Below are 22,856 nucleotides of genomic sequence, written 5' to 3' on the forward strand. Positions count from 1 at the left end.
ATGGCCGCGTTGCAGACCGTCCAGAAGATCGGCCCGGTCCTGGATCTGTTCACCGTCGAACGTCCGGAGTGGGGTGTGTCGGAGGTCGCGGGTGAGCTCGGCGTCCCCCGGTCGAGCGCGCACGCGCTGCTGGCCTCACTGGTCGACATCGGCCTGCTCCAGTGCCGCGCCCGCGGCCGCTACCGCATCGGCTGGCGGGTCGTCGAGCTGAACCAGGCGTTGCAGGGCACGGTCGACGTCAAATCCTGTGCCGCACCGGCTTTGCAGGTGCTGTCGGAGAAGTTCGGCGAGACAACCCATCTCGCGGTCATGGAACGCTACCGGGTGATATACGTCGACAAGGTGCTCGGCAATCACGTCATCAACGTGTCCGGCGCCCGGATCGGCGCCCAACTCGACGCGCACTGCAGCGCGGTCGGCAAAGTACTCCTCGCGCACTGCGACCCGGCTCAGCTGGCCCGCAACGTGACCGACAAGCAGCTCCGGCGGTACACGTCGTCGACCGTCACGGACCCGGACGAACTGGCGGCCGAACTGAAGGGTGTGCTGCGTCGGGGTTGCGCCTTCGACCTGGCCGAAGCCGTTCCCGACGTGCACTGCGTCGCGGCTCCGATCCGCGACGAGATGGGGGTGGTCGTGGCGGCGATGTCGATCACCGCGCCCGCGACCAGATTCGTCCCGGCACAACACGAATTCCGGCGTGCGGTCATCGCGGCCGCCGCCGACGCGTCCCGCGCGCTGAGCACCTCGTCCGGCGACGAGTCCACGCCCATCCGCCTGCCCGAGCGCGAGGTCTCCGTCCTGCACGCGGTGGCGGGATGACCCCGCGATCGCCGTTCCTCAGCCCAGAAAGATCGTGCCTTCCATGACCGACCATGCCGACGACGCCGACCTCGTCCGCACCGCCGCCGAGGCACTCCTCGACGCCTACCGCCACCACACCACGATCGAACCCCTGGCCTCGCGGTTCGCGGGCCACCCACTGTCGACCGCGTACGAGATCGCGCTCGCGCAGGTTCAGGACTGGGAGAAGAACGGCGATGTGGTGAAGGGCCACAAGGTGGGGCTGGCCTCCCGTGCCATCCAACGGCAGATGGGTGTCGACCAGCCGGACTTCGGGCACCTCACGGCGAGCATGTTCCATCTCGAGAACGCCCCGATCCCGGCGGGCACCTTCATCCAGCCGCGCATCGAGCCAGAGGTCGCCTTCGTCCTCGCCAAACCGCTTCGCGGGCCGGGGGTCACGGTCGCAGAGGCCACCGCGGCCGTCGACTTCGTGCTCCCCGCACTGGAGATCGTGGACTCGCGCATCCGCGACTGGCGGATCGGCATCTTCGACACCATCGCCGACAATGCGTCGTCGGGCGGGGTGATCCTGGGCGGACGGCCGGTGCCGCTCGTCGACGTCGACCTGCGGATGGCCGGCTGCAACCTGCATGTGAACGGCGACCTCGTCGACACCGGCGCCGGTGGTGCGGTGCTGGGATCCCCGATCAACGCGCTGGTCTGGCTGGCGAACACAGTCGGGCCGCTGGGTGTCACCCTCGAACCAGGCCACGTGGTCCTGCCCGGTTCGATGACCGCGGCCGTGCCGGTCGCGCCGGGGGACACCGTGGTCGCCACCATCGCCGGACTCGGCAGCGTCACCGCGGTGCTGGCCGGCGCGTGAGTGCTCGTGTCCTCGAACCATCAGGAGAAGATGTGACAGACAAAGGAATCGACGATTGGAGTGCGGTTCGCGTCGCCGGCACGCTGCTCGCCGCCGAACACTCGCGGACGCCGCGGACCTCGATCCACCACGAGTGGCCGGGCCTGACACTCGACGTAGCCTATGCCGCTCAGGACATCGCGCTCGCCGATCGGCGCTCGCGCGGAGAGACCGTGACCGGAATCAAGCTGGGCCTGACCTCGCGGGCCAAGCAGAAACAGATGGGCGTCGACGAACCGTCGGTCGCCTGGCTCACCGACGCGATGGTGCTGCCCGCCGGTCTGCCGGTTCCGCGTGAGCGACTCATCCATCCGCGCGCCGAGCCGGAGATCGCCTTCGTGCTCGGGCGGCCCCTCACCGGTCCCGGTGTCACCGCGGCCACAGCACTCGCCGCGGTCGACCATGCGATGGCCGCGATCGAGATCATCGACAGTCGCTACTCGGGGTTCAAGTTCACCCTCGCGGATGCGGTGGCCGACAACAACTCCTCCGGCGTCTACGTGACGGGTCCGGTCATCCGAGATGTCGCGAACGTGGACTTCGGACTCGAGGCGTGCCTTCTGGAGATCGATGGCGACATCGTCGCCACCGCGACGGGCTCGGCGGTGCTCGGACATCCTGCCGAGGCACTGGCGTTCGCGGCCAACACCTTCGGCGCGCGGGGCGTCACCCTGGAGGCAGGGTGGGTCGTCCTCACCGGCGGCATGACGGACGCTGTGCCGGTCGAGCCGGGTAGCCGGGTCGCGGCACACTTCACCACGCTCGGCTCGATCACGATCGCGGGAGGGTGAGATGCCGTTCATCGATGTGACCATCGCCCAGGGGCGTTCACCCGACGAGGTGCGCGCGCTGATGCGCGAACTGACGGCGGCCGCCCACCGTGCGATCGGCGCGCCGATCGCGAACATCCGAGTATGCGTCCGCGAGGTCCCGACCACCCACTGGTCGGCGGGCGACGTCACCGTTGCCGAACGTCAGGCGGCGATCACGGAATCGTGAGGCGCGGGAGGAGCTGCTCGCTACTGTCCACGGGAACTGCAACAAATGGTCCCTGATTCGAAACCGCCGCTATACCTGCAGTCCGGCCGATGACCGGCAGACTTCAACTCGACCGATGGACTTCGATCGAAGTCTAGGAGTCGAGTTGAAGTCTGTTGGTCACGCGGCGCGTCAGCTCTGCTCCCTGGCCGTCCGGGTCGCCGACGTCGATCCCGAGAGTGTTGCGCCCGCTGATGATGCGTCGTTAAACACGGTGCACATGCGGGTGACCGAGCAGGGCAGAGTCGCGATCGCCGCGGACGTGACCGCGGTGATCGGGGAGAAGTCCTGTCGATGATCGACGAACGATCCTGCCCGCGGCCGGAACCCGACGGCGCCGAGGATCGTCGCAGTGTCGGATAACGCCGCGCCGACGGTTTGGAACTATTGCTGAATCAGGCGGCGGTCGGTGCGGCGATGACCACCGCTGGCGCGCCCCGCACCCAGGTGCTGGTGACCATCCCGGCCGACAACACCGATCCGGCGCGGCTGCCGTGGGTCGGTGCGGTCACGGCGTCGACGGCACGACGACTGTCCTGCGACGGTGGGGTGGCCGAGATCGTGCTCGACACCGAGGGCGTGCCGTTGCGGATGGGCACCACGAATCGGCTGTTCCCACACCACTTACGTCGAGCGATCATCGTTCGCGATATCTGCTGTGTGAAATGCGTTGCCCCCGCGGCGCATACGCAGGTCCACCGTCTCGTCCATAGGGCTGATGGTGGTCCGACTGATCTGGACAACGGGTGCTTGCTGTGTCAGCGCTGCCATACCCAGGTCATCACCATGGCTGGGAGGTGGTGATGGGTCCTGATCGGCATCCGTGGCTGATCCCGCCGGCCGACATCGACCCCCGACGGTTACCCCGGCCTGCCTACAACCGCCGCACCATGCGACTCGACGACGCCCTCGTGTAGTCGCCAACCCTAGAACCACCGCGCCCAGACTCTCCGGCGTCGACTCCGGCGCCACACGACCTTTGACAACTCCACAGGGTGGATGTGTCGGGCTCAGCGAGCCGCGCGGAGTGCGATCTCCGACGCCCGGACATCACTCGCCGGCTGGCCGGCGATGCCCCAGTTCTCCGGCGCCACCTCGACAATCTGTCCACGGACGCCCGAGCGTTCAACGTCCAGGTGCTCGACGACGAGGTCGGTGAACGCGGCCAGAAGTTCCGAACGTTGCTGCGGCGGACGGCCTGCGAGCACGATGGCGGTGAAATAGGGGGCTGCCGACCCGCCGTCGGCGACGAGCTGTCCGCCGACGGCGAGGTCGGTCGGGTCGTACTGCACGACGAAGGCGCGTACCCGCTCGATCGGTGAGTCGAGGATGCGGGAGTAGGCCGCACTCGCGGCGGTCAGCAGAGCGGCGCGCTGCTCGGTGGACGCGCTGCCGACGGGGATGTGGAAGTGTGCAACCGGCATGTTGGCTCCGTTCGGGAAGTGCCCGCGTCCGTTTCGGACCGGGCTACTGGATGCCGTGGCGAGTTCCGCCGTCGGCGTTGAGGACGCTGCCGTGCAGCACGGCGGCCTGGGGCTCGAGCAACATCTCGACGAGCCAGGCGATCTCGTCCAGTGTGGGCAGGCGACCCAGCGAGGTCTTGGCCGTGTACCTGTCCCAGATCTCCTGCGGCGCGGCCCCGGTCTCACGCGATTCGGTGTCGACGAAGGCGCGGAGCCGAGGGGTGTCGATGGGCCCGGGCGCGATGGTGTGCACGGTGACACCCCGGGGTCCGTAGAGTGCCGAGATCTGTCGCATCAGATTGAACAACGCGGCATTGGCGGTACCCGGTCCCGCGTCGAGGGGCCCCGGTTCGAGTCCGAGTGAACCCGCGACCGCTACGAACCGCGAGCCGTCGGCGAGATGGTCGCGGACTGCTCGCAGCAACCGGACGGTGCCGGCCACCTTGATGTTGGCCGCGGTGGCCAGCAGCGATGGCTCGATCGCGTCCGCGGAGCCGCGCACCGGGAGACCGGCCGCGAACACCGCGAGTCGTACGGGCCCGTCGAGGCAGGATCGGATCGCGTCCACGGACCAGTCCTCGGCGATGTCGGCCGCGCACGGGATGATCAGTTCGTCTGTTGCCGCGAGCTGTTCGAGTTCCTCGGCACGGCGCCCCACCGCGAGAACCCGCATCCCGCGTGCCACCAGGCGTCGTGTGAACACGGTCCCCATCGCGCCGGTCGCGCCGACGACCACACATGTCTCGGTTGTGGACACGGGTCCTACTTCCGGATGCGCAGGGTCACCGCACGGGGTTCGGTGAAGAACTCGCGTGAGTACTGGCCACCCTCACGGCCCAGGCCGCTGATGCCCTCACCGCCGAAGGGCAGCCGGAGATCGCGTTCGAAGAAGGTGTTGATCCAGACCGTGCCGGCCTTCCAGCGCGCGGCCATCCGATGAGCCCGATCGAGGTTCTGCGTGAACAGGATTCCGGCGAGACCGTAGGGGGAGTCATTGGTGATGCGCAGCGCCTCCTCTTCGGTGTCGAAGCCCAGAACCGTCTCGACGGGACCGAAGATCTCCTCACGTGCCGTGCGGGAGTCATTGGTCAGGCCGGTGATGACGGTCGGCGGATAGTAGAAGCCGCCCGCCCGATCGGGGTCGGTGAGTCGTTCGCCGCCGGTGATGATCTTGCCGCCTTCATCCTGCGCGAGTTCGACGTAGCTGTGCACCTTGTCGAGGTGACGCTGCTCGATGAGCGGCCCCATGAACGTCGTCGGGTCCTTCGGGTCCCCGACCACGAGCTTCCGCGCCTCCTCGACGAAGCGCTCGACGAACTGCTCGCGGATCGAGTTCTGCACCAGCAGTCGCGAACCCGACAGGCAGACCTGCCCGTTGCCGCCGAAGATGGCCCGAAGGGACATCGGCACGGCCACATCGAGATCGGCGTCGGCGAACACGATGTTGGCCGACTTGCCACCCATCTCGGCCGAGACAGGCGTGTGGTTCGCGGCGGCCGCCTGCAGGATCTTCACGCCCGTGGCACTCGATCCGGTGAAGGTGATGCGGTCGACGCGCGGATCGGAGGTCAGCGGTCCGGCGACGGCCTCACCACCGAAGCCGTGGACGACGTTGAGCACCCCGGGCGGCAGACCCGCCTCGAGCGCGATCTGCGCGAAACGGTTGGCGGTCAACGGTGTCTGCGGTGCCGGTTTGAGTACCACGGTGTTGCCGAAGGCAAGTGCGGGCGCGATCTTCCATGTCGCCAGCATCAGCGGCGCGTTCCACGGACTGATCGCGGACACGACCCCGGCGGGCGGGTAGAGGACGTAGGAGAGCAGATCGCCGTCCGGGTAGGCCTCGTTCGCGGCCATCGAGACGTAATCGGCGAAGAAGCGCAGGTTGTGGGCCACCCGCGGGATCTCGGCGTGCAGCGACTGCGTGATCGTCTTGCCGCCGTCACGGGTTTCGAGCTGTGCCAGCTCCTCTCGGTGCTCGTCGACGGCGTCGGCGACCGCATGCAGGATCGCCGCGCGTTCCTTGGGTGACATCTGCGGCCACGGCCCGTCGTCGAAAGCTGCTCGGGCAGAGTCGATCGCAGCGAGACCGTCGTCGGCGGTGCCGCGCGCCACCCGCGCGAGCAACGTGCCGTCATGCGGGTCGCGCGACTCGAACGTCGCACCGTCCGAAGCTGTGCGCCACTCATCCCCGATGAGGTGGCGGACCTCGGCGGTACCGTTCTGATCGGTGCTTGTCAGATGGCTGGAAAGAGTCATTGCGTCACACCTCTGCCGCGACGGGCGTCTCGTACGTGCGGCCCGCGAGTTCCGAGGCCACATCGATGATCATGTCTTCCTGGCCGCCGATCACCCCGCGCCGGCCGAGTTCGAGCAGGATGTCCCGGGCCGGGACCCCGAACTTCTTCGCAGCGCGCTTGGTGGGGTGGAAGAACGTCGAGTACACCCCGGCGTATCCCAGTACGAGAGCGGTCTCGTCGACGATCTGCGGCTCGGTCATCAGTGGGGCCACGACGTTCTCGGCGGTGTCGATGAGCGGGAACAGCTCGACGCCGGTGTCCCAGCCGGCGCGTTCGAATGCGCCGGCGAGGACTTCGGTCTGGGCGTTGCCCGCGCTCGCGCCGAGCCCTCGGAGCGAGCCGTCGATGTAGGTGGCGCCGTTCTCGGCGGCGGTGAGCGCGTTGGCGATCCCGACACCGAGGTTGTTGTGGGCATGGAAACCGATGTCCGCGGAGATCGCCTCGCGCAGTGCCGCGACCCGCTCGCCGGCCTGCCGCGGGACGAGCGCACCTGCGGAGTCGACGACGTACACGACGTCGGCGCCGTAGGAGTCGAGCTTGGCCGCCTGCTCGGCGAGTGCGTCGGGTTCGAGTTTGTGGCTCATCATGAGAAAGGTCATCACGGTGAGACCGTTCTCCTTCGCCCATTCGACAGGCTGCTGCCCGCAATCGGCTTCGGTGCAGTGGACGGCGACGCGGACGGTCGAGATGCCGGCGTCCACCGCCGCCTGCAGTTCGTTCAGCGTCGCGATGCCCGGTACGTAGAGGGCCGCGATGTCGGCGTTGTCGACCGCGTCGACGGCGGCGCGCACGTACTCGGGGTCGGTGGCCGCGGCGAAGCCGTACTGGACCGACGACGCACCGAGACCGATGCCGTGTGCCACTTCGATTGTCGGGACGCCGGCCCGGTCGAGGCCGGCCGCGATGGCGGCGACGTCGCGGGTGGTGAACCGGTGCGAGACACTCGACATCCCGTCACGCAGCGTCGTGTCGACGAGGGTGACCGATCGTGGCCCGCGGGCCGGGGACTGGCTGGTCATCGCAGTGCTCCTGTCTGAAGTGTCGCTGTCGCGGCCCTCTCCTGCGCCATCACCTCGGCGACCTGCACGGCGGCCGCGGTGATGATGTCGAGATTGCCTGCGTACGTGGGTAAGAAGTCGCCGGCGCCGACGACCTCGAGCATCACGGTCACCAGATCGCCATCGGTGTCGACGAGCTTGAGGGTGTAACCGGGGACGTAGCGCTGGACCTCGGCGACCATGTCGACCACGGCGCGTTCGATGGCCACGGGATCAGGGTTGCGCACTTTCGCATACACCGTGTCGCGCATGTTCATCGGCGGTTCGGCCGGGTTGATCACCGAGATCGCCTTGGCCCGGTCCGCTCCCGCGACCTGCGCCAGGGCGCGCCCCGTCTTCTCGCTGAACTCGCTCAGATTCTGCCGCGTTCCCGGACCCGCACTCGCCGACGCGATGGCCGCGACGATCTCTCCGTAGGCGGCGTCGGCGGCCTGGTTGATCGCGTGGAGGATCGGGATGGTGGCTTGCCCGGCGCAGCTCACCATGTTCACGTTGGGCGCGTTCACGTGTTCGCGGAGGTTGACCGCGGGGACGACGTAAGGGCCGACCGAGGCGGGCGTCAGATCGATCGCGGTGATCCCCGCGTCGGCGTAGCGGGGCGCGACGGCGGCGTGGACCTTGGCGGAGGTGGCCTCGAAGACGAGGTCGGGGGGCGAGGACTGCCGTAGCAACCAGTCCACGCCCTCGGCCGACGCCTCGAGTCCTTCCTCGCGCGCCCGGCGCAAACCCTCACTGGCGGAATCGATCCCGACCATGTGGACCGGTTCTACGTACTCGGACCGCAGCAGTTTGTACATCAGGTCCGTCCCGATGTTGCCCGATCCCACAATGGCGGCGGTCAACCGGCTCATCGCATGTCTCCTCTGCTCGTGCGCACGTTCGGTCTCGGTTGCCGTCGGCGTGCTCGACACCGAACCTAAGGAGCGGTTGCCGTCTCCGGGGCCAAGGCACGGGCAGTCCGAACGCGGAGCGCATCGGCGACACCGTTGTTCGGATATCCCGAATGGCGGTGACGGCAGTCACATCTCGTCGCCATGCTGAGGCTCATCAGCCAGCAGCCACCGAGATCCGGTGGCGCCCGATCCACAGGAGAAACGATGACCGAGAACGCCGCACGCTTCGATGTCGCGCACCTCGCCCGTGCCGAACTGTTGACCCCGAAGCCGCAGGAGACCCTCGACTTCTTCACCCGATTCCTGGGCATGTACGTCACCCGGCGCGAAGGCCAGTCCGTCTACCTGCGGGCCTACGAGGACCCCTACCCCTGGAGTCTGAAGATCACCGAGTCCGCCGAACCCGGGATGGGTCATGCCGGCCTGCGGACCAGCTCTCCGGAGGCGCTCGAACGCCGTGCCGCCTCGCTGCAGGGTGCGAACATCGACACCTCCTGGCACGAAGACGAATTCGGCTACGGCAAGACGCTGGCATACAAGACCGCCGACGGTCACGACTTCGCGCTGGTGTGGGAAGCCGAGACCTACGTCGCGCCACCGGAACTGCAGAGCAAGATCCTCACCCGGCCGTCGAAGAAGCCGTTGCAGGGGATTCCGGTCAAGCGCATCGACCACCTCAACCTGATGGCCTCGGACGTCACCGCGGTCAAGACCGAGTTCGAACGCCACCTCGGGTTCCGCACCACCGAGCGCGTCGTCGACGGTGATGTCGAGATCGGCGCCTGGATGAGTTCGAACATCCTCGGCCACGAGGTCGCCTGCATGCGCGACATGACCGGCGGGCGCGGCAAACTGCATCACCTCGCCTTCTACTACGGCACGGGTCAGCACAACATCGACGCCGTGGAGATGTTCCGCGAGTACGACATCCGCATCGAGGCCGGCCCGGACCGACACGGGATCACCCAGGGTCAGTTCCTCTACGTGTTCGAACCCGGTGGCAACCGCATCGAGTTGTTCGGCGAGTCCGGATACCTGCATCTCGATCCGTCCGCCGAGACGAAGACCTGGCAGATGTCCGACATCGACACCGGTCTGGCCGTCGGCGGTGCGAAGCTGCCGTGGGAGACCTACTTCACCTACGGCACGCCCAATCCGCTCCCGCTCGACGAGCACATCACCGCCTTCGCCGACTTCGGACCGGGCGGGCCCGCGCCGGAGGCCGAGGCGGTCGTCGAACTGATGCCCGACGAGATCGAGCACTCCCGTGCCGTGGCCGATGCGCCGGTCTGAGCCGGGTCGATCGGTTCGATCAGAACAGGAGACTCCTTGACTGTCATCGACATCACCAGGGTGTCGTCGTCCGACGACATGCCCGACCATCCGCCGCGGATCGCCGACACCCTGTACCACGACCTCGTGTCGCCCGAGGAGGTAGTCGAGGTCCGTCGCAGGGTTCGGCAGGTCGCGCTTCGCGACGTCGCGCCGGTGGCCGACCGGATCGCGCGGGGCGACGAGCGACTCGACGGCTTCCCACGTGACGTGTTCGATCGGCTGGCCACGGCGGGGATCTACCGCATCCCCTTCGCGGCCGATGTCGGCGGCGACGGACTGGCTCACCCGGCCACCGCGACGGCCACCGCCGTCGAAGAAGTGGCGTACTTCTCCAACAGCGTCGCCGCGATCTTCGACGTCCACTGCATCCTCGCGGGCAATGCCGTCAACCAGGGCACGCCGGAGCAGCGCCGCAGGTGGCTGGCCCCGGTCGTCGCCGGCGAGATCGTCGGCTCCTTCGCCACCAGCGAGCCGGCCGCGTCGAGCGATCTCTCACCCGAGGCGGTCCAGACCGTGGCGCACCGCCGCGGCGACGGATGGGTGCTGAACGGGCGCAAGCGGTGGATCACCAATTCCGTCGTCGCCGCGTTCGTCGTGGTCCTCGCTCGCACCGGTGACCGGCTCTCGACGTTCATCGTCCCGACCGACACCCCGGGGGTCCGGGTGGGTACGCCGGATCGCAAGCTCGGGAACAAGGGCCAGATTACCGCCGACGTGCACCTCGACGAGGTGGAGCTGGGGCGTGAGTCCCTGCTCGGGACCGAGGGCGGCGGGCTGAAGGTCGCCCTGCAGACGCTGACCTACGGACGTATCGGGATCGCGGCGGCGGGTGTGGGCATGGCGCAAGCCGCCTTCGACCGCACCGCTGCCCACCTGCGCACCCGGGTGGCCTTCGGCGAACCGCTCGCAGCCCGGCAGCACTGGCAGTTCCTGATGGCCGACCGCGCGACCGAGATCGCGATCTCGCGCGACCTGTACATCAAGGCCGCGATGCGGCTCGACGCCGGAACGCGCTTTCCCGAACCGGAGGCGGCGATGGCCAAGCTGCGCGGCACCGAGGTCGCGGTCCAGATGGCCCGCGACGCGGTCCAGGCGTTCGGCGGCTTCGGATTCACGCAAGAGCTCGGCGACGACGACTCGTCGGGTCCGGTCGAGGCCCTGTACCGGGACAGCAAGATCGGGGAGATCTACGAGGGCGCCAGCGAGGTACAGCGGTGGGTGCTCGCGCGGCAGATCTTCGGTCGCGACGTCGTGGGCTGATCGACGCGCTGACGACCTTCCGGGCCGTCGTCCACCCCGGTGGGCGGCGGCCCTTGGCGTCGCGGGACCAAATCGGGGCATGGTGGTGTTGTGCACGGTGACGCCCTCCGAGCGCCGTCGCTCGACGGAGCCGGGGGAGCGTCAGCAGGAGGAAACGTGAGCAACACCTACCGCAAGACCCCCGAGGCGTTGAACCGCCTCACCGACATCCAATACCGCGTCACCCAGCGTGACGGCACCGAGCGTGCCTTCGACAACGAGTACTGGGACAACCACGAACCCGGCCTCTACGTCGACGTCGTGTCCGGACAGCCGCTGTTCTCGTCGACCGACAAATACGACAGCGGCACCGGCTGGCCCAGCTTCACCAAGCCGATCGAGCCCGACGCGGTCGCCACCAAGACCGACCGCACCCTGTGGATGCGACGCACCGAGGTGCGCTCGTCCGGCGCCGACAGTCACCTCGGGCACGTCTTCGACGACGGGCCGCGCGAGGCCGGCGGACAGCGCTACTGCATGAACTCCGCCTCGTTGCGGTTCATCCCGGTTGGCGAGCTCGAGGCGGAGGGGTACGGCGAGTACGCCGGCCTGTTCGGCGGCACGCACACCACGAATTCCCACACCACCGATACCCAGGAGGAGAACGCATGACGACCGACCCCGGCCAGATCACCGTCCGTCCCGGCACCGAGACCGCGGTCCTCGCGGGCGGATGCTTCTGGGGGATGGAAGACCTGATCCGCAAGCAGCCCGGCGTCCTGGACACCCGGGTCGGCTACACCGGCGGACAGAACGACCACGCCACCTATCGCAACCACCCCGGTCACGCGGAGGCCGTCGAGATCGTGTTCGACCCGACCCAGACGTCGTATCGCGACATCCTGGCGTTCTTCTTCCAGATCCACGACCCGACCACGCGCAACCGGCAGGGGAACGACGTCGGCACGAGCTACCGCTCGGCGATCTTCCCGGTGACACCGGAACAGGAGAAGGTCGCCCGCGACACCATCGCCGACGTCGATGCGTCGGGGCTGTGGCCCGGCAAGGCGGTCACGACGATCGAGGAGCTGGGTCCGTTCTGGCAGGCCGAGCCCGAACATCAGGACTATCTGCTCAATTTCCCGAACGGGTACACCTGCCACTTCCCGCGCCCGGGATGGGTGCTGCCGAAGCGGGACGCGGCGTCCACGCGGTGACGCGCGAGGCCGGCTGACAGTGCCGACGCCCGTCGACGGTCATGCGACAACGACCGTCGACGGGTTCGTCGGCGTATGCTGGGGCGATGTAGCACTCTGCTACACACGCGCGGGAGGTGTGCGATGAGCACCGGTACGGACAAGGTGACCCGGCTGTCTGCCGCATTGGTGACCGATGCGGCCCGGGAGGGCGCGCGAGAGCAGCGGTCGGCGCGGCAGCAACTCGAACACTGGGCGCGTCTCGGGCGCAGCGTCTCGCAGCGCACCACCGCGTCGCGTCAGCGGGTCGAGGCCGCGCTGGCGGGCGATCTGTCGGGAGAGGTGCTGACCGCAGAGGAAGCCGTCGTCTACGACGCCGAGGTCGACGCCCATCTCGAAGCGCGGCTCGCGACCGACGACCACGTGGTTCGTCGTGCCTCGGCAGGGTTGTCCTCGGTGGTCGTCGATGACGCCGGACGGCTCGTCGAACACCGCCCCGACGGGACGAGCGTCATCCTCGAGCAGTGACTCCGCGGCTCGATCTGGTCGTCGGATGCAACGGCGCGGGTAAGTCGACGCTGGTCGAGCGTCATCTGCAGCCCCTGCTGCATGTGCCCTTCGTCAACGCCGACCTGATCGCCCGGCAGCGGTGGCCCGACTCCGCGGAAGCCCATTCCTACGACGCCGCCCGGTTGGCGGCGGCGACCCGCGACACTCTCATCGAGCGCGGCACCTCGTTCATCGCCGAGACGGTCTTCTCGCACCCCTCGAAACTGGAGCTCATCGAACGTGCGCATACCGCCGGATACCGAGTCGCGCTGCACGTCGTGATGATCCCCGAGGCTCTCGCGGTCCATCGCGTCCGATTGCGCGTGGACAGTGGCGGGCACGCGGTCCCCGAGGTCAAGATCCGCGAGCGGTTCCGACGCCTGTGGCCGCTCGTCCGGACGGCCATCGCGCGGAGTGACCTGGCAACCGTGTACGCCAACGAGCAACCGACCACGCGCATCGTCGCGCGGTACGTCGACGGTCTGGTCGCCGGCGTACCCGACTGGCCGGACTGGACGCCGGGTGCGCTGACGGATACGAAGGCACGATGACTTCCCTCGATCGAGCCGGCCGGCTTCTCGTCGTCGGCGCTGTCAACGTCGATCTCGTGGTGGCGACCGACCGTCTGCCGGGGCCCGGTGAGACGGTCGTCGGTCCGTCCGTGACACGTCACGGCGGCGGCAAGGGTGCGAACGCCGCCGTCGCCGCGGCGCGTGCGGGTGCCGGGGTGCGATATTGCGGCGCTGTGGGTTCCGACGACATGGGCGCGAGCGCACTCGCCGAACTGCGGGACTCCGGTGTCGACGTGACGGACGTGGACGTGCTCGACGGCGTCGCCACCGGGATGGCGCTGATCGTCGTCGATCCGCACGGGGAGAACCAGATCGCCGTCGGGGCAGGCGCGAATGCCGTCCTCGGCACCGACGAGGTCCGTGCCGTGGTCGACCGTGCGGCGGGCTGGGCCGGCTGTGTCCTCGTCAGCACCGAGATCCCGGCCGACGCCGTCGCCGCGGCGGTCACGACGGCCGCCGCCCGGGGTATCCGCTGCGTCGTCAACCCCGCCCCGGTGTTGCCGTCGACCGTCGACCTGATGGCGTCGGCGCCGGTACTGACGCCCAACTCCTCTGAACTGCGGGACCTGTACGGACTCGTCTCCGAGGGTGTGGCCGCGCCGGAGATATCGGCGGCCGAACAGGCGACGGCGGTCGCATCCCGAACGGGCGCACCGGTTCTCGTGACCCTCGGTGCCGATGGCGTACTGATCGCCGACCCCGCGTCCGAGGTGATCTCGCTCCCCGCCGGACGGGTCGCGCGGGTCGTCGACACGACCGGTGCGGGTGACACCTTCAACGGCGTGTTCGCGGCCGCCCTCGCCGCCGGGTCGACGGTAGTCGAGGCGGCGAGACGTGGTGTCGCGGCGGCGTCGCTGTCCGTCGCCGCGGTCGGCGCCCGGACCGGGATGCCGAGCGACGACGAGATCCGCCGCGCGATGTGAGCGGAACCGGCCGGGAGGGAGCCGCTAGCGGGTGGCCGGTTTCGGCCGTTTCATGAACCGGTGGTGGTCGTCGCTGGGCAGGAAGTAGTCGCCCTGCCCGCCCGCACGCAGCAGTGGTCGGGCGCCGGCCGTGTCGTAGGTCTGGTCGTCGCGCAACAGATGGGTGGCGATGTGGATCTTGACCACCTCGCCCAGCACCATCCAGGTGTCGACGAGGTCGCCTGCGGCCATACGTAATTGGAACGACTGGGTGGTTCGGCACTCGAAACTCACCGGACTCTCGCCGACCCGTGGCGGGGCCACGAGATCAGAGGCGAGGCGCGTCAGGCCGGCGACGTCGAACTCGTCCTCGCCGGCGGGCACCGCAGCCGAGGTGGCGTTCATCTGCTCGCCGAGATCGTCGGTGGCGAGGTTCCACACGAATTCGCCGGATTCGATCGCGTTCGCCGCGGTGTCCTTGTATCCGACGCTGGCGAAACCGACGATCGGCGGCGTGTAGTTGAAGAGGTTGAAGAAGCTGTAGGGAGCCAGGTTGCCGACGCCGTCGTCGGACACCGTCGAGATCCAGCCGATCGGCCGCGGCGCGACGATGGCATTCACCGGGTCGTGAGAGAGCCGGTTGCCCTGCGACGGCTCGTAGGAGTGGTAGGTCGTCATCATCGCCACGGTACGTCAGCCGTCACCCGTTCCATCGCCTGCGTAAGGTGAGGTGCGACCGACCACCGCGCACATCGACGATCGGGACCGCCGTGACCCTCTCCTCCGCCTCTGACCTGCGGACCTTCGCCAACATCCGGGACCTGGGCGGTATGCGGGTCGCCGGCGGCGGCGTCACCGCCGCCAACGTGCTGATCCGCAGCGATGCCCCGTATCCCGACGACGAGGACCCCGTCGGCCTGCCCTGGCCGCCGGCGACCGTCGTCGATCTGCGCGACCCCACCGAGCTGGGCCGGATGGCCGTCACCTGGCCGCCGAACGTTCGCGTCGTGCACCGTCCGGTGTCCTCGGGTGCCCGCGTCGACCGCCTCGCCGACACCGCGCTCGTCGAGATCTACACCGCGATGATGCGCACGGGCGGGCATCGACTCACCGCCGCGCTGAACGAGTTCGACTCCGAGGGCGCGACGCTCGTGCACTGCGCTGCCGGCAAGGACCGGACCGGGGTGATCATCGCGATCGCCCTGCTGTTGGCGGGCGTCGACGAGGAAGCGGTCGTCACCGACTATCACCGGACCGAGGACGGCATCGCCGGGGTGTTCGCGCGTCTGCGGTCCCGCAAGCGGATCCCGGCGGGCACCACGCTGGACGCCCCGATCCTGCGCACCCCGCGCGAGGCCATCGAACTCGTCGTCGGGGACGTGACCGGTGCGCGCGGCGGTGCGTGGGGATGGTTCGAGGAGCACGGCGGCGACGTCGACCACTTCCGGGGCTGGGTCTCGAGGTTCGTGCGTCCCGAGGCCGAGGAGGCCGGGCGTGACTGACGAAAACACCACGGATGCAGCGCAATTCAGACCGGATGTCGTGGCAGCCGTACTTGCACACATGAATGACGACCACGCCGACGACTCGTTACTGATCTGCCGTGTGCTGGGCGGGCGGCCCGATGCGGTCGCGGCGCGGATGACCGGATTCGACCACGAGGCAGCGACGTTCGACGCCACGGTTCCCGAGGGGGTCGTCGGGGTGCGGCTCGCCTGGGATCGCCCGGTCCGCGATCGTGGCGACGTCCGCACCGCGGTCGTCGCGATGTTCCTTGCGGCGCAAGAACGTTCGGGTACCTCTGCGCCCTGAGGGTCACGTGCTCCCGCGAACCATCAGTTCGACCGGGAGGCGGCGGGATTCGACGTCCCGCCCGGCGGCGAGGTCGAGGAGGCCGCGCACCGCGGTCTCGCCGATCTCCCGAGCGGGGGAGCGGACCGTCGTGAGCGGCACGGGGAGCTGGGCGGCCACCGGGATGTCGTTGTAGCCGATCAGGGCGAGGTCGTCGGGGATGCGGAGGCCGAGGTCGCGGGCGACACCGAGGACTCCGATGGCGATGGTGTCCGACACCGCGAAGATCGCCCGGGGACGGTCCGGACGATCGAGCAATGCGCGCCCGGCCGCCGTCCCGCCGTGAACCTCGAAGTCGGAAGCGACGATGCGGTCGTCGGACAGCGTGATCCCGGCATCAGCCAGCTGGGCGCGGAACCCGCGGAGCCGGTCGGTGGCCGTCGTGGCGTGGCCGGGTCCGCCGATGACGGCGAGGTCGGTGTGACCGCGCTCCAAGAGATGTCGGGCGGCGATGCGTCCGCCGCGCACGTCATCGCCGCCGACGAAGGGGAGTCCGGCCTCGGCGTGCCGGGTGAGGGTGAGCATCGGGAGGTCGCCGACCCGCAGGGACTCCACGAAGTCCCGGCCCGGCAGGTGTAATCCGCTCAGCAGCAGACCGTCGACCTGCCGGCCGACGAGGAGTTCGATGGCCCGTCGCTGAGCGGCCTCCTCGTCGGGCGGGGATGACAGCAGGACCGAGTACCCGGCCCGGGTGGCGGCCTGTTCGATGCCCTGGTAGGTCGTGGCCACGACGCCGTCGGTGAGGCGGGTCATCACGACCCCGATCGTGGTGGTTCGGCGGGTCCGCAGGCTGGCCGCCCACACATTGCGCTGGTAACCGAGTTGGTCGGCCACCTCCCGCACCCGCAGAGCCGACGCCGACCACCCGTCGGCGGGCTCGGACTGTCGCAGCACCCGGGAGGCGGTGGACACGTGTACGCCGGCACGCCGGGCGATCTCCTTCAGCGTGGGGGCGCGCTGACCACTGACCACGCTGATCCTCTCTCTTCCTGATTGACCCGATGGGCATCGAACACCTACCTTAGGCGATGCAAACGTTCGTGCAAACGTTCTCGTCGACGGCCCTCGGTCCGCGCGAGTCCCATTCTCGACGGAGGTCCGCCATGTCCCGCACCAGCACGTTGACCCAGCTCTTCGCCCTGGACTCGTTGCTCGACGCCGACGAGATCGCCATCCGTGACAGCGTGCGGGACTTCGCGGCGTCGAAGTTGCGTCCGCACATCGCCGACTGGTTCGAGGATGCCCGGCTTCCGGCCCGCGACATCGCCCGCGAGCTGGGCGGGCTCGGAGCGCTCGGCATGCACCTCGAGGGCTACGGCTGCCCCGGGATGAGCGCGATGTCCTACGGGTTGACGTGCCTGGAACTCGAGGCCGTCGACTCCGGCATCCGAAGTCTGGTCTCGGTGCAGGGCTCGCTGGCGATGTTCTCCATTCACCACTGGGGTTCGGAGGAGCAGAAGAACGAGTGGCTCCCGCGGATGGCGGCGGGCGAGGCGATCGGCTGTTTCGGCCTGACCGAGCCCGACTTCGGGTCCAACCCGTCCGGTATGCGCACCCACGCCAAGCGGGACGGCGACGACTGGGTGCTCAACGGGACGAAGATGTGGATCACCAACGGTTCGATCGCCGACGTCGCGGTGGTGTGGGCGCAGACCGACCTCGCCGACAGTCCCGGCGGCATCCGCGGGTTCGTCGTCCCGACCGACACGCCGGGGTTCTCGGCGCCGGAGATCACCAAGAAGATGTCGCTGCGCGCCTCGGTCACCTCCGAGCTCGTGTTCGACGACGTGCGCCTTCCCGCCTCGGCGATGCTGCCGAAGGCGGAGGGGCTGCGCGGACCGCTGACCGCTCTCGGCGAGGCCCGCTTCGGGATCATCTTCGGGGCGATGGGTGCCGCCCGCGACTGCCTCGAGGCGGCCATCGAGTACGCGCAGTCCCGCCAGGTGTTCGACAAGCCGCTGGCCGGCTACCAGATCACCCAGACCAAGATCGCCGACATGGCGCTCGAGGTGGGCAAGGGTCACCTGCTGGCCTACCACCTCGGCCGTCTGAAGGACCGCGGCGAACTCACGCCCGAGCAGGTCAGCACCGGCAAGCTGAACAGCACCCGCGAGGCGATCGCGATCGCCCGCGAATGCCGAACCATCCTGGGCGCGAATGGCATCACTCTGGAGTATCCGGTGATCCGGCACGCCAACAACCTGGAGTCGGTGCTCACCTACGAGGGGACCTCGGAGGTCCACCAGCTCACGATCGGGCGCGCACTCACCGGGTCGGCGGCGTTTCGCTGAGGCAGTCAGGCGCCTGGCGGTAACCACCGGCGCCCACGGAACGTGGCGCAGTGGGTTACGTTGGACGAGCACGCCGAACAATGCGCGTCCGTGGTCGTTCGCTCACGTCGGGCGTCGAAAGGGGTTCGACCATGACCGATCCGGCTGACGATGACGTTCACCGCAAGATCGCGGATCTGGCGCGTGAACTCCACGGCGACGACTCCGACGAGCAGGTTGCGAAGACGATCGTCGAGAACGCGCTGGTCGACATCCCCGGAGTCGCGTACGCCGGCCTCACCGTCGCAATCGACCGAAAATCGATCGCGTCGTTCGGGTCCACGCACGACGTTGCCGACGTACACGACCGTATTCAAGCGGAACTCGGTGAGGGACCGTGCATCTCGGCAGCGCTCGCCGATCGCATCGTCCGAGTCGACGACCTCGAGAACGAGCAGCGCTGGCCCGAATACCGCCGCCGCGCGCTCGTCGAGACGCCGATTCGTTCCGTCCTGTCGTTCCAGCTCTTCGCCGACACCACGTCGATCGGGGCGTTGAACCTCTACGCCGACGAGCCGTTCGCCTTCGACCTTCACGCCGAGGACATCGGCGTGGTCTTCGCGACGCATGCCGCCCTCGCGTGGAACAAGGTGAAGAAGGACAAGCAGTTCCACAGCGCCCTGGCCAACCGGGACGTCATCGGTCAGGCCAAGGGCATGCTGATGGAACGGTTCGACATCGACGCGGTGGCCGCCTTCGACCTGCTGAAGCGCCTGTCGCAGGACTCGAACACCAAATTGGTAGACATCGCGCGTCAGATCACCGTCACACGGTGACCTGACGCGACCCTTCGAGGCTCGTCGCTTGCGCTCCTCGCACCTCAGGGGGCAGGAGACCCGCTCCCTGCATCTCACGGGGCAAGGTTGGTCACTCGGTGACGGTGAACTCCATCGTTCTGGGCCCGACCTGATCCTGGGTCAGAGCGCGTCCCGCGTCCTCGATGGACTCGAAAGTCTTGACATACGGCGCCATTCCGCAGAGTTCGAGGGGGCGGGTCACCGCGCGGCCACCCACGACCACCACTGGGACGAATCGGCGACCGGCGTCGTCGATGAACGAACGCAGGAGCACCAACCCGACGGTCCCGAAGAAGTTCAGGCCCGAGAAGTCGAGGACGATGCCGTCGACGGGGCCGCCGATCACGCGGTCGAGGGCGGCGGCGAAGTCGGCCGCCGAGTCGCGGTCCACGCTACCCGAGAATCCTTGCACGCAATACGATTTCGGAGAAATAAGCTGATGCGGATGAGGTGTCGGCGCGGACTCCGCGGTGGGATCGAACGCCGAACGGAAGGTGGTCGAAGAGGTGAGAGCCATGATGTTCTCAATTCAGTCGAGTGCGTCTGGCCACGACCGTCACTTCTGGATCGGAAGCCTTGGTGCTGCGCCGAATAGGCGCCAGTACCCCAAGTTCACGATCACCCGGTAAGGGGGATTGGACGTGATGGTGGAAAGCGAGAAGGCCCTGGGCGCCCAACGCTTAGAACGCAGCTTCTACCTGAACCGCATCTCTTACCCTACGTTGCCAAGGCATCACCTACAAGGTTGTACCCACTTCGGCAGTTTCTATGCGGTCTGTTCCTGCCACGCGACGCCCTGACCAGCCGAGGGCCGCCGTGGCTGGACGCCGCCGGGCGACCGTGGTTGGCTGGACTCGGATATGCGTCGAACCCGGTGCGCACATCAGTCCTGTTCTGGATGCGGCACGAGGTCTGCGCATCGATCTCGAGCTGTCTTCGAAGTCTGGTGGTGAGAATGGCGTCGGGTGACCGGGGCGATCACGACGATTACAGTGATGTCCTTCCGGCTCTTCGGACCATGCACGAGGAGAAGGACGACGATCGTCGTGCCCGGCTGCGGGAGGACGTCATCGCGAGGTGCCTGCCCCTGGCAGACCATGTCGCCAGGCGCTTCTCGGAGCGCGGTGAGCCCATCGACGACCTGCGTCAAGTGGCGCGGATCGGTCTCATGCATGCCGTAGACCGTTTCGACGTCGAACGAGGCAACAATTTCCTGGCCTTCGCGGTCCCGACCGTCATGGGCGAGGTCAAGCGCTACTTCCGGGACAGCACCTGGTCCATCCGCGTGCCACGCCGGGCCCAGGAGGCGTCGCTCAACATCGCCAAGGCCAGTGAGGAGTTGCTGCAGTCCCTCGGACGGTCGCCGCGCCCGAGTGAGATCGCCCAGCACCTCGGGCTGCCCGTCAGCGAGGTGATCGAGGGCATGGTCGCCCGGTCGGCCTACACGGCGAGCTCGATCGATGCCGAAGCCGGTTCGTCGACCGACGGCTGGACGCTGGCCGACACCCTCGGCGACGAGGACGCGCGACTAGAACTGGTCGAAGAATTCGTCACGTTGCAGCCGGCCCTCGAGCGGCTGACCGAACGTGAGCGCACCATCCTCACGTTGCGGTTCTTCAAGTCCATGTCGCAGAGCGAGATCGCGCGTCAGGTGGGGATCTCCCAGATGCATGTGTCGCGCTTGCTGACGCGGATTCTCGAAACCCTGCGGTCCGAGGTCGTGGTCGACGAGGACGACACCGGGAACGAGAACGGCGGCGGTGGATCGCAGGCCGACAGCGAGCGTGCCGCGACGAAGGGCCGCGGCACGCCACGCGGGTTCACGGCTTGAGGATCACCTTGACCATTCCGTCGTCCTTCTTCTGGAAGGTCTCGTAGGCCTGCGGGGCCTCGCTGAGCGGTAGTTCGTGGGTGGCGAAGGTGTCGACGCCCAACGGGTCGTCGTCGGTCAGCAGCGGCATGATGTCGTCGACCCAGCGCTTCACGTTCGCCTGACCCATGTGCAGCCGGATCTGCTTGTCGAACATGGTCAGCATCGGCAGCGGGTCGGCCGCGCCGCCGTACACCCCGGAGAGCGAGATCGTGCCGCCGCGCTTGACGATGTCGATCGCTGAGTAGAGCGCACCCAGCCGATCGGTACCCACCTCCGACATCGCCTTGCGGGCGACGGCGTCCGGCAGCAGGCCGACGACGCTCTGCAGCGCCTTGTTGACCGGCGACCCGTGGGCCTCCATCCCGACAGCGTCGATGACCGAATCGGTACCCAGTCCCCCGGTCAGGTCGCGGATGGCGTCGCCGACGTCGTCGACCGCGTCGAAGTTCACGGTCTCGATGCCGCGGGCCTCCGCCCGGGCGAGTCGCTCGGGCACGCGGTCGACACCGATGACCCGCGCTCCCTGGTGCGCGGCGATGCGGGCAGCCATGTCGCCGATGGGGCCGAGGCCCAGCACCGTGACGGTTCCGCCCTGGGGGATCTCGGCGTAGGCGACGGCCTGCCAGGCCGTCGGCAACACGTCCGAGAGATAGACGAACCGCGAGTCGGGCTTCTCCAGCGGCACCTTGATGTGGGTGAACTGGGCCTGCGGCACCCGGAGGTACTCGGCCTGCCCACCGGGCACGGAGCCGTAGAGCTGGGAATAGCCGAACAGCGCGGCGCCCATCCCTTGCTCGGTGACGCGGGTCGTCTCACACTGCGTCATGAGGCCCTCGTTGCAGAAAAGGCAAGAGCCGCAGGAGATCTGGAAGGGGATGACCACACGGTCGCCGACCCGCAGGTCGCCGGTGTCGCTGCCCACCTCCTCGACAATCCCCATCGGCTCGTGCCCGAGGATGTCGCCCGCCTGCATGAACGGACCGAGAACCTCGTAGAGGTGGAGGTCCGACCCGCAGATGTTGGTCGAGGTGACCTTGATGATGGCGTCGGTCGGTTCGATGATCTTCGGGTCGGGCACCGTCTCGACCGAGACGTTTCGCTTGCCCTGCCAGGTCACTGCACGCATTCTCTAGGCCTTTCCGTTGTCGGCTCGACGCTCTTCGCGAATCTCCTCGAGGCGGTCGTCTCGTCCTCGTTCACTCTTTCCGGCGTGTTCCACCGGGAAGTCGTGGAACCGCTCCTCATAGCGTTCGGCTTCCTCGGCGGTGGTCTCGGGCTGGATCGGGTCCTGATGGGCCCGATCGCCGTCCCGGGCTGCGCGACGTCGCAGCAGGACGCGGCTGCCGATCAGCAGTCCGATCGCGAGCAGACCCATGACGACGGCGCCGACCGCCAGCCACACCGTCGCATCGCGGTCGCTCGCACCGGCGGCGATGGCGATGCCGGCGAGCACCAGCATCAGTCCGAGGCAGACGAAGCCGAGTAGGCCGACGGCCTTCAGTCCTCGCGACTTTCGTGCCGGGCGCCGCGCGATGGCCTCACGCGACGCGACTTCTCGTTCGGGTGTCAGATCTGGCATGGTGCACTCCCTGCGCTGTCTGGTCGGGGCTCGGTGGCCGGCGTGCTCGACACCGGCCTCGGTGCGGAGGGTTTACCGCGAGCGGCCGACGATGAAACGTCGCCTCGCCGCGACCGCGGTCGTTCATGGGACGGATGGAGACGTGAATCTCATCGAGTCATGATCTGGGTAAACGC

At 68.2% G+C, this 22,856-nt stretch carries 26 protein-coding genes and 1 pseudogene; 17 read left to right on the top strand and 10 right to left on the bottom strand.

Features of this window, described 5'->3' with window-relative positions; translation table 11 throughout:
* The 5 genes and pseudogenes from KB201_RS18415 to KB201_RS18435 all read left to right on the top strand — a co-directional run.
* On the top strand, positions 1-822 hold the full coding sequence (locus KB201_RS18415; protein ID WP_078113756.1) for an IclR family transcriptional regulator: 822 nt from the start codon (positions 1-3) through the stop codon (positions 820-822).
* Between the two features lie 43 nt (positions 823-865).
* Positions 866-1,669, top strand: coding sequence for a 2-keto-4-pentenoate hydratase (locus tag KB201_RS18420; RefSeq protein WP_078113757.1), 804 nt, complete (start codon positions 866-868; stop codon positions 1,667-1,669).
* A gap of 32 nt (positions 1,670-1,701) precedes the next feature.
* Positions 1,702-2,499 (top strand): 2-keto-4-pentenoate hydratase, encoded by a 798-nt coding sequence (locus tag KB201_RS18425; protein ID WP_091344194.1) that lies wholly within the window; start codon positions 1,702-1,704, stop codon positions 2,497-2,499.
* Position 2,500: 1 nt separating this feature from the next.
* Positions 2,501-2,707 carry a tautomerase family protein gene (locus KB201_RS18430; protein WP_058249708.1) on the top strand — a complete coding sequence of 69 codons (207 nt, stop codon included), beginning with the start codon at positions 2,501-2,503 and terminating at the stop codon, positions 2,705-2,707.
* Between the two features lie 184 nt (positions 2,708-2,891).
* Positions 2,892-3,663, top strand: a pseudogene (locus KB201_RS18435) (DUF222 domain-containing protein); the annotation flags it as partial.
* 93 nt (positions 3,664-3,756) lie between these two features.
* Here the strand turns inward: KB201_RS18435 and KB201_RS18440 are convergent.
* Genes KB201_RS18440 through KB201_RS18460 form a run of 5 tightly spaced genes read right to left on the bottom strand, consistent with a single transcriptional unit; the run spans position 3,757 to position 8,415 of the window.
* Complete coding sequence (locus tag KB201_RS18440) at positions 3,757-4,170, bottom strand: tautomerase family protein (protein ID WP_068970813.1); 414 nt, start codon at positions 4,168-4,170, stop codon at positions 3,757-3,759.
* 43 nt (positions 4,171-4,213) lie between these two features.
* Positions 4,214-4,966 (bottom strand): SDR family NAD(P)-dependent oxidoreductase, encoded by a 753-nt coding sequence (locus KB201_RS18445; protein WP_068970814.1) that lies wholly within the window; start codon positions 4,964-4,966, stop codon positions 4,214-4,216.
* A gap of 5 nt (positions 4,967-4,971) precedes the next feature.
* A complete protein-coding gene (locus tag KB201_RS18450) occupies positions 4,972-6,465 on the bottom strand; it encodes an aldehyde dehydrogenase (protein ID WP_205333369.1) in 1,494 nt (497 codons plus the stop codon).
* A 4-nt stretch (positions 6,466-6,469) separates the two neighbouring features.
* Positions 6,470-7,525: a 4-hydroxy-2-oxovalerate aldolase gene (gene dmpG / locus KB201_RS18455; protein ID WP_205333370.1), complete on the bottom strand. Its 1,056-nt coding sequence runs from the start codon at positions 7,523-7,525 to the stop codon at positions 6,470-6,472.
* The gene (locus tag KB201_RS18460) at positions 7,522-8,415 is read right to left on the bottom strand and encodes an acetaldehyde dehydrogenase (acetylating) (protein ID WP_078113761.1); all 894 of its coding nucleotides are present in this window, start codon (positions 8,413-8,415) and stop codon (positions 7,522-7,524) included. The genes dmpG and KB201_RS18460 overlap by 4 nt, the downstream gene beginning before the upstream one ends.
* Before the next feature lie 246 nt (positions 8,416-8,661).
* On the opposite strand from KB201_RS18460, the gene KB201_RS18465 reads away from it, so the two are divergent.
* The 7 genes from KB201_RS18465 to KB201_RS18495 all read left to right on the top strand — a co-directional run bounded on the left by KB201_RS18465 (position 8,662) and on the right by KB201_RS18495 (position 14,271).
* On the top strand, positions 8,662-9,750 hold the full coding sequence (locus tag KB201_RS18465; protein ID WP_211540075.1) for a VOC family protein: 1,089 nt from the start codon (positions 8,662-8,664) through the stop codon (positions 9,748-9,750).
* Between the two features lie 78 nt (positions 9,751-9,828).
* Positions 9,829-11,052 (top strand): acyl-CoA dehydrogenase family protein, encoded by a 1,224-nt coding sequence (locus KB201_RS18470; RefSeq protein ID WP_211540087.1) that lies wholly within the window; start codon positions 9,829-9,831, stop codon positions 11,050-11,052.
* 156 nt (positions 11,053-11,208) lie between these two features.
* A complete protein-coding gene (gene msrB / locus KB201_RS18475) occupies positions 11,209-11,703 on the top strand; it encodes a peptide-methionine (R)-S-oxide reductase MsrB (RefSeq protein ID WP_078113764.1) in 495 nt (164 codons plus the stop codon).
* Positions 11,700-12,248 carry a peptide-methionine (S)-S-oxide reductase MsrA gene (gene msrA / locus KB201_RS18480; RefSeq protein ID WP_078113765.1) on the top strand — a complete coding sequence of 183 codons (549 nt, stop codon included), beginning with the start codon at positions 11,700-11,702 and terminating at the stop codon, positions 12,246-12,248. The genes msrB and msrA overlap by 4 nt, the downstream gene beginning before the upstream one ends.
* 123 nt (positions 12,249-12,371) lie before the next feature.
* Positions 12,372-12,755, top strand: coding sequence for a hypothetical protein (locus tag KB201_RS18485; protein WP_078113766.1), 384 nt, complete (start codon positions 12,372-12,374; stop codon positions 12,753-12,755).
* Complete coding sequence (locus KB201_RS18490; protein ID WP_078113767.1) at positions 12,752-13,327, top strand: zeta toxin family protein; 576 nt, start codon at positions 12,752-12,754, stop codon at positions 13,325-13,327. Before KB201_RS18485 ends, KB201_RS18490 begins: the two co-directional genes overlap by 4 nt.
* Positions 13,324-14,271, top strand: coding sequence for a PfkB family carbohydrate kinase (locus KB201_RS18495; protein WP_078113768.1), 948 nt, complete (start codon positions 13,324-13,326; stop codon positions 14,269-14,271). The genes KB201_RS18490 and KB201_RS18495 overlap by 4 nt, the downstream gene beginning before the upstream one ends.
* Before the next feature lie 24 nt (positions 14,272-14,295).
* On the opposite strand, the gene KB201_RS18500 is transcribed toward KB201_RS18495, so the two are convergent.
* Complete coding sequence (locus KB201_RS18500) at positions 14,296-14,928, bottom strand: flavin reductase family protein (RefSeq protein ID WP_078113792.1); 633 nt, start codon at positions 14,926-14,928, stop codon at positions 14,296-14,298.
* Positions 14,929-15,020: 92 nt separating this feature from the next.
* Between KB201_RS18500 and KB201_RS18505 the strand changes: the two genes are divergently transcribed.
* Positions 15,021-15,752, top strand: coding sequence for a tyrosine-protein phosphatase (locus KB201_RS18505; RefSeq protein WP_078113769.1), 732 nt, complete (start codon positions 15,021-15,023; stop codon positions 15,750-15,752).
* A complete protein-coding gene (locus KB201_RS18510; protein ID WP_078113770.1) occupies positions 15,745-16,062 on the top strand; it encodes a DUF2470 domain-containing protein in 318 nt (105 codons plus the stop codon). Before KB201_RS18505 ends, KB201_RS18510 begins: the two co-directional genes overlap by 8 nt.
* Positions 16,063-16,065: 3 nt before the next feature.
* Here the strand turns inward: KB201_RS18510 and KB201_RS18515 are convergent, their stop codons facing one another.
* The gene (locus tag KB201_RS18515; protein ID WP_078113771.1) at positions 16,066-17,073 is read right to left on the bottom strand and encodes a LacI family DNA-binding transcriptional regulator; all 1,008 of its coding nucleotides are present in this window, start codon (positions 17,071-17,073) and stop codon (positions 16,066-16,068) included.
* Between the two features lie 131 nt (positions 17,074-17,204).
* On the opposite strand from KB201_RS18515, the gene KB201_RS18520 reads away from it, so the two are divergent.
* Positions 17,205-18,392 (top strand): acyl-CoA dehydrogenase family protein, encoded by a 1,188-nt coding sequence (locus KB201_RS18520; protein WP_078113772.1) that lies wholly within the window; start codon positions 17,205-17,207, stop codon positions 18,390-18,392.
* Positions 18,393-18,523: 131 nt separating this feature from the next.
* Positions 18,524-19,207 (top strand): GAF and ANTAR domain-containing protein, encoded by a 684-nt coding sequence (locus KB201_RS18525; RefSeq protein WP_078113773.1) that lies wholly within the window; start codon positions 18,524-18,526, stop codon positions 19,205-19,207.
* 91 nt (positions 19,208-19,298) lie between these two features.
* On the opposite strand, the gene KB201_RS18530 is transcribed toward KB201_RS18525, so the two are convergent.
* Positions 19,299-19,745, bottom strand: a complete 447-nt coding sequence (locus KB201_RS18530; protein ID WP_078113774.1) for an STAS domain-containing protein — start codon at positions 19,743-19,745, stop codon at positions 19,299-19,301.
* A gap of 438 nt (positions 19,746-20,183) precedes the next feature.
* Here KB201_RS18530 and KB201_RS18535 point away from each other — a divergent pair, with 438 nt between their 5' ends.
* Positions 20,184-21,059, top strand: a complete 876-nt coding sequence (locus KB201_RS18535; protein WP_078113775.1) for an RNA polymerase sigma factor SigF — start codon at positions 20,184-20,186, stop codon at positions 21,057-21,059.
* On the opposite strand, the gene KB201_RS18540 is transcribed toward KB201_RS18535, so the two are convergent.
* Together KB201_RS18540 and KB201_RS18545 are read right to left on the bottom strand one after the other, a co-directional pair.
* Complete coding sequence (locus KB201_RS18540; protein ID WP_078113776.1) at positions 21,049-22,227, bottom strand: zinc-dependent alcohol dehydrogenase; 1,179 nt, start codon at positions 22,225-22,227, stop codon at positions 21,049-21,051. The two genes, KB201_RS18535 and KB201_RS18540, sit on opposite strands and share 11 nt — an antisense overlap.
* Positions 22,228-22,230: 3 nt before the next feature.
* Complete coding sequence (locus KB201_RS18545) at positions 22,231-22,680, bottom strand: hypothetical protein (RefSeq protein WP_078113777.1); 450 nt, start codon at positions 22,678-22,680, stop codon at positions 22,231-22,233.
* Positions 22,681-22,856: the final 176 nt, after the last annotated feature.

The organism is Gordonia sp. SCSIO 19800 (genome assembly GCF_018132775.1).
In the GTDB taxonomy this organism is placed as follows: Bacteria; Actinomycetota; Actinomycetes; order Mycobacteriales; family Mycobacteriaceae; genus Gordonia; species Gordonia hongkongensis.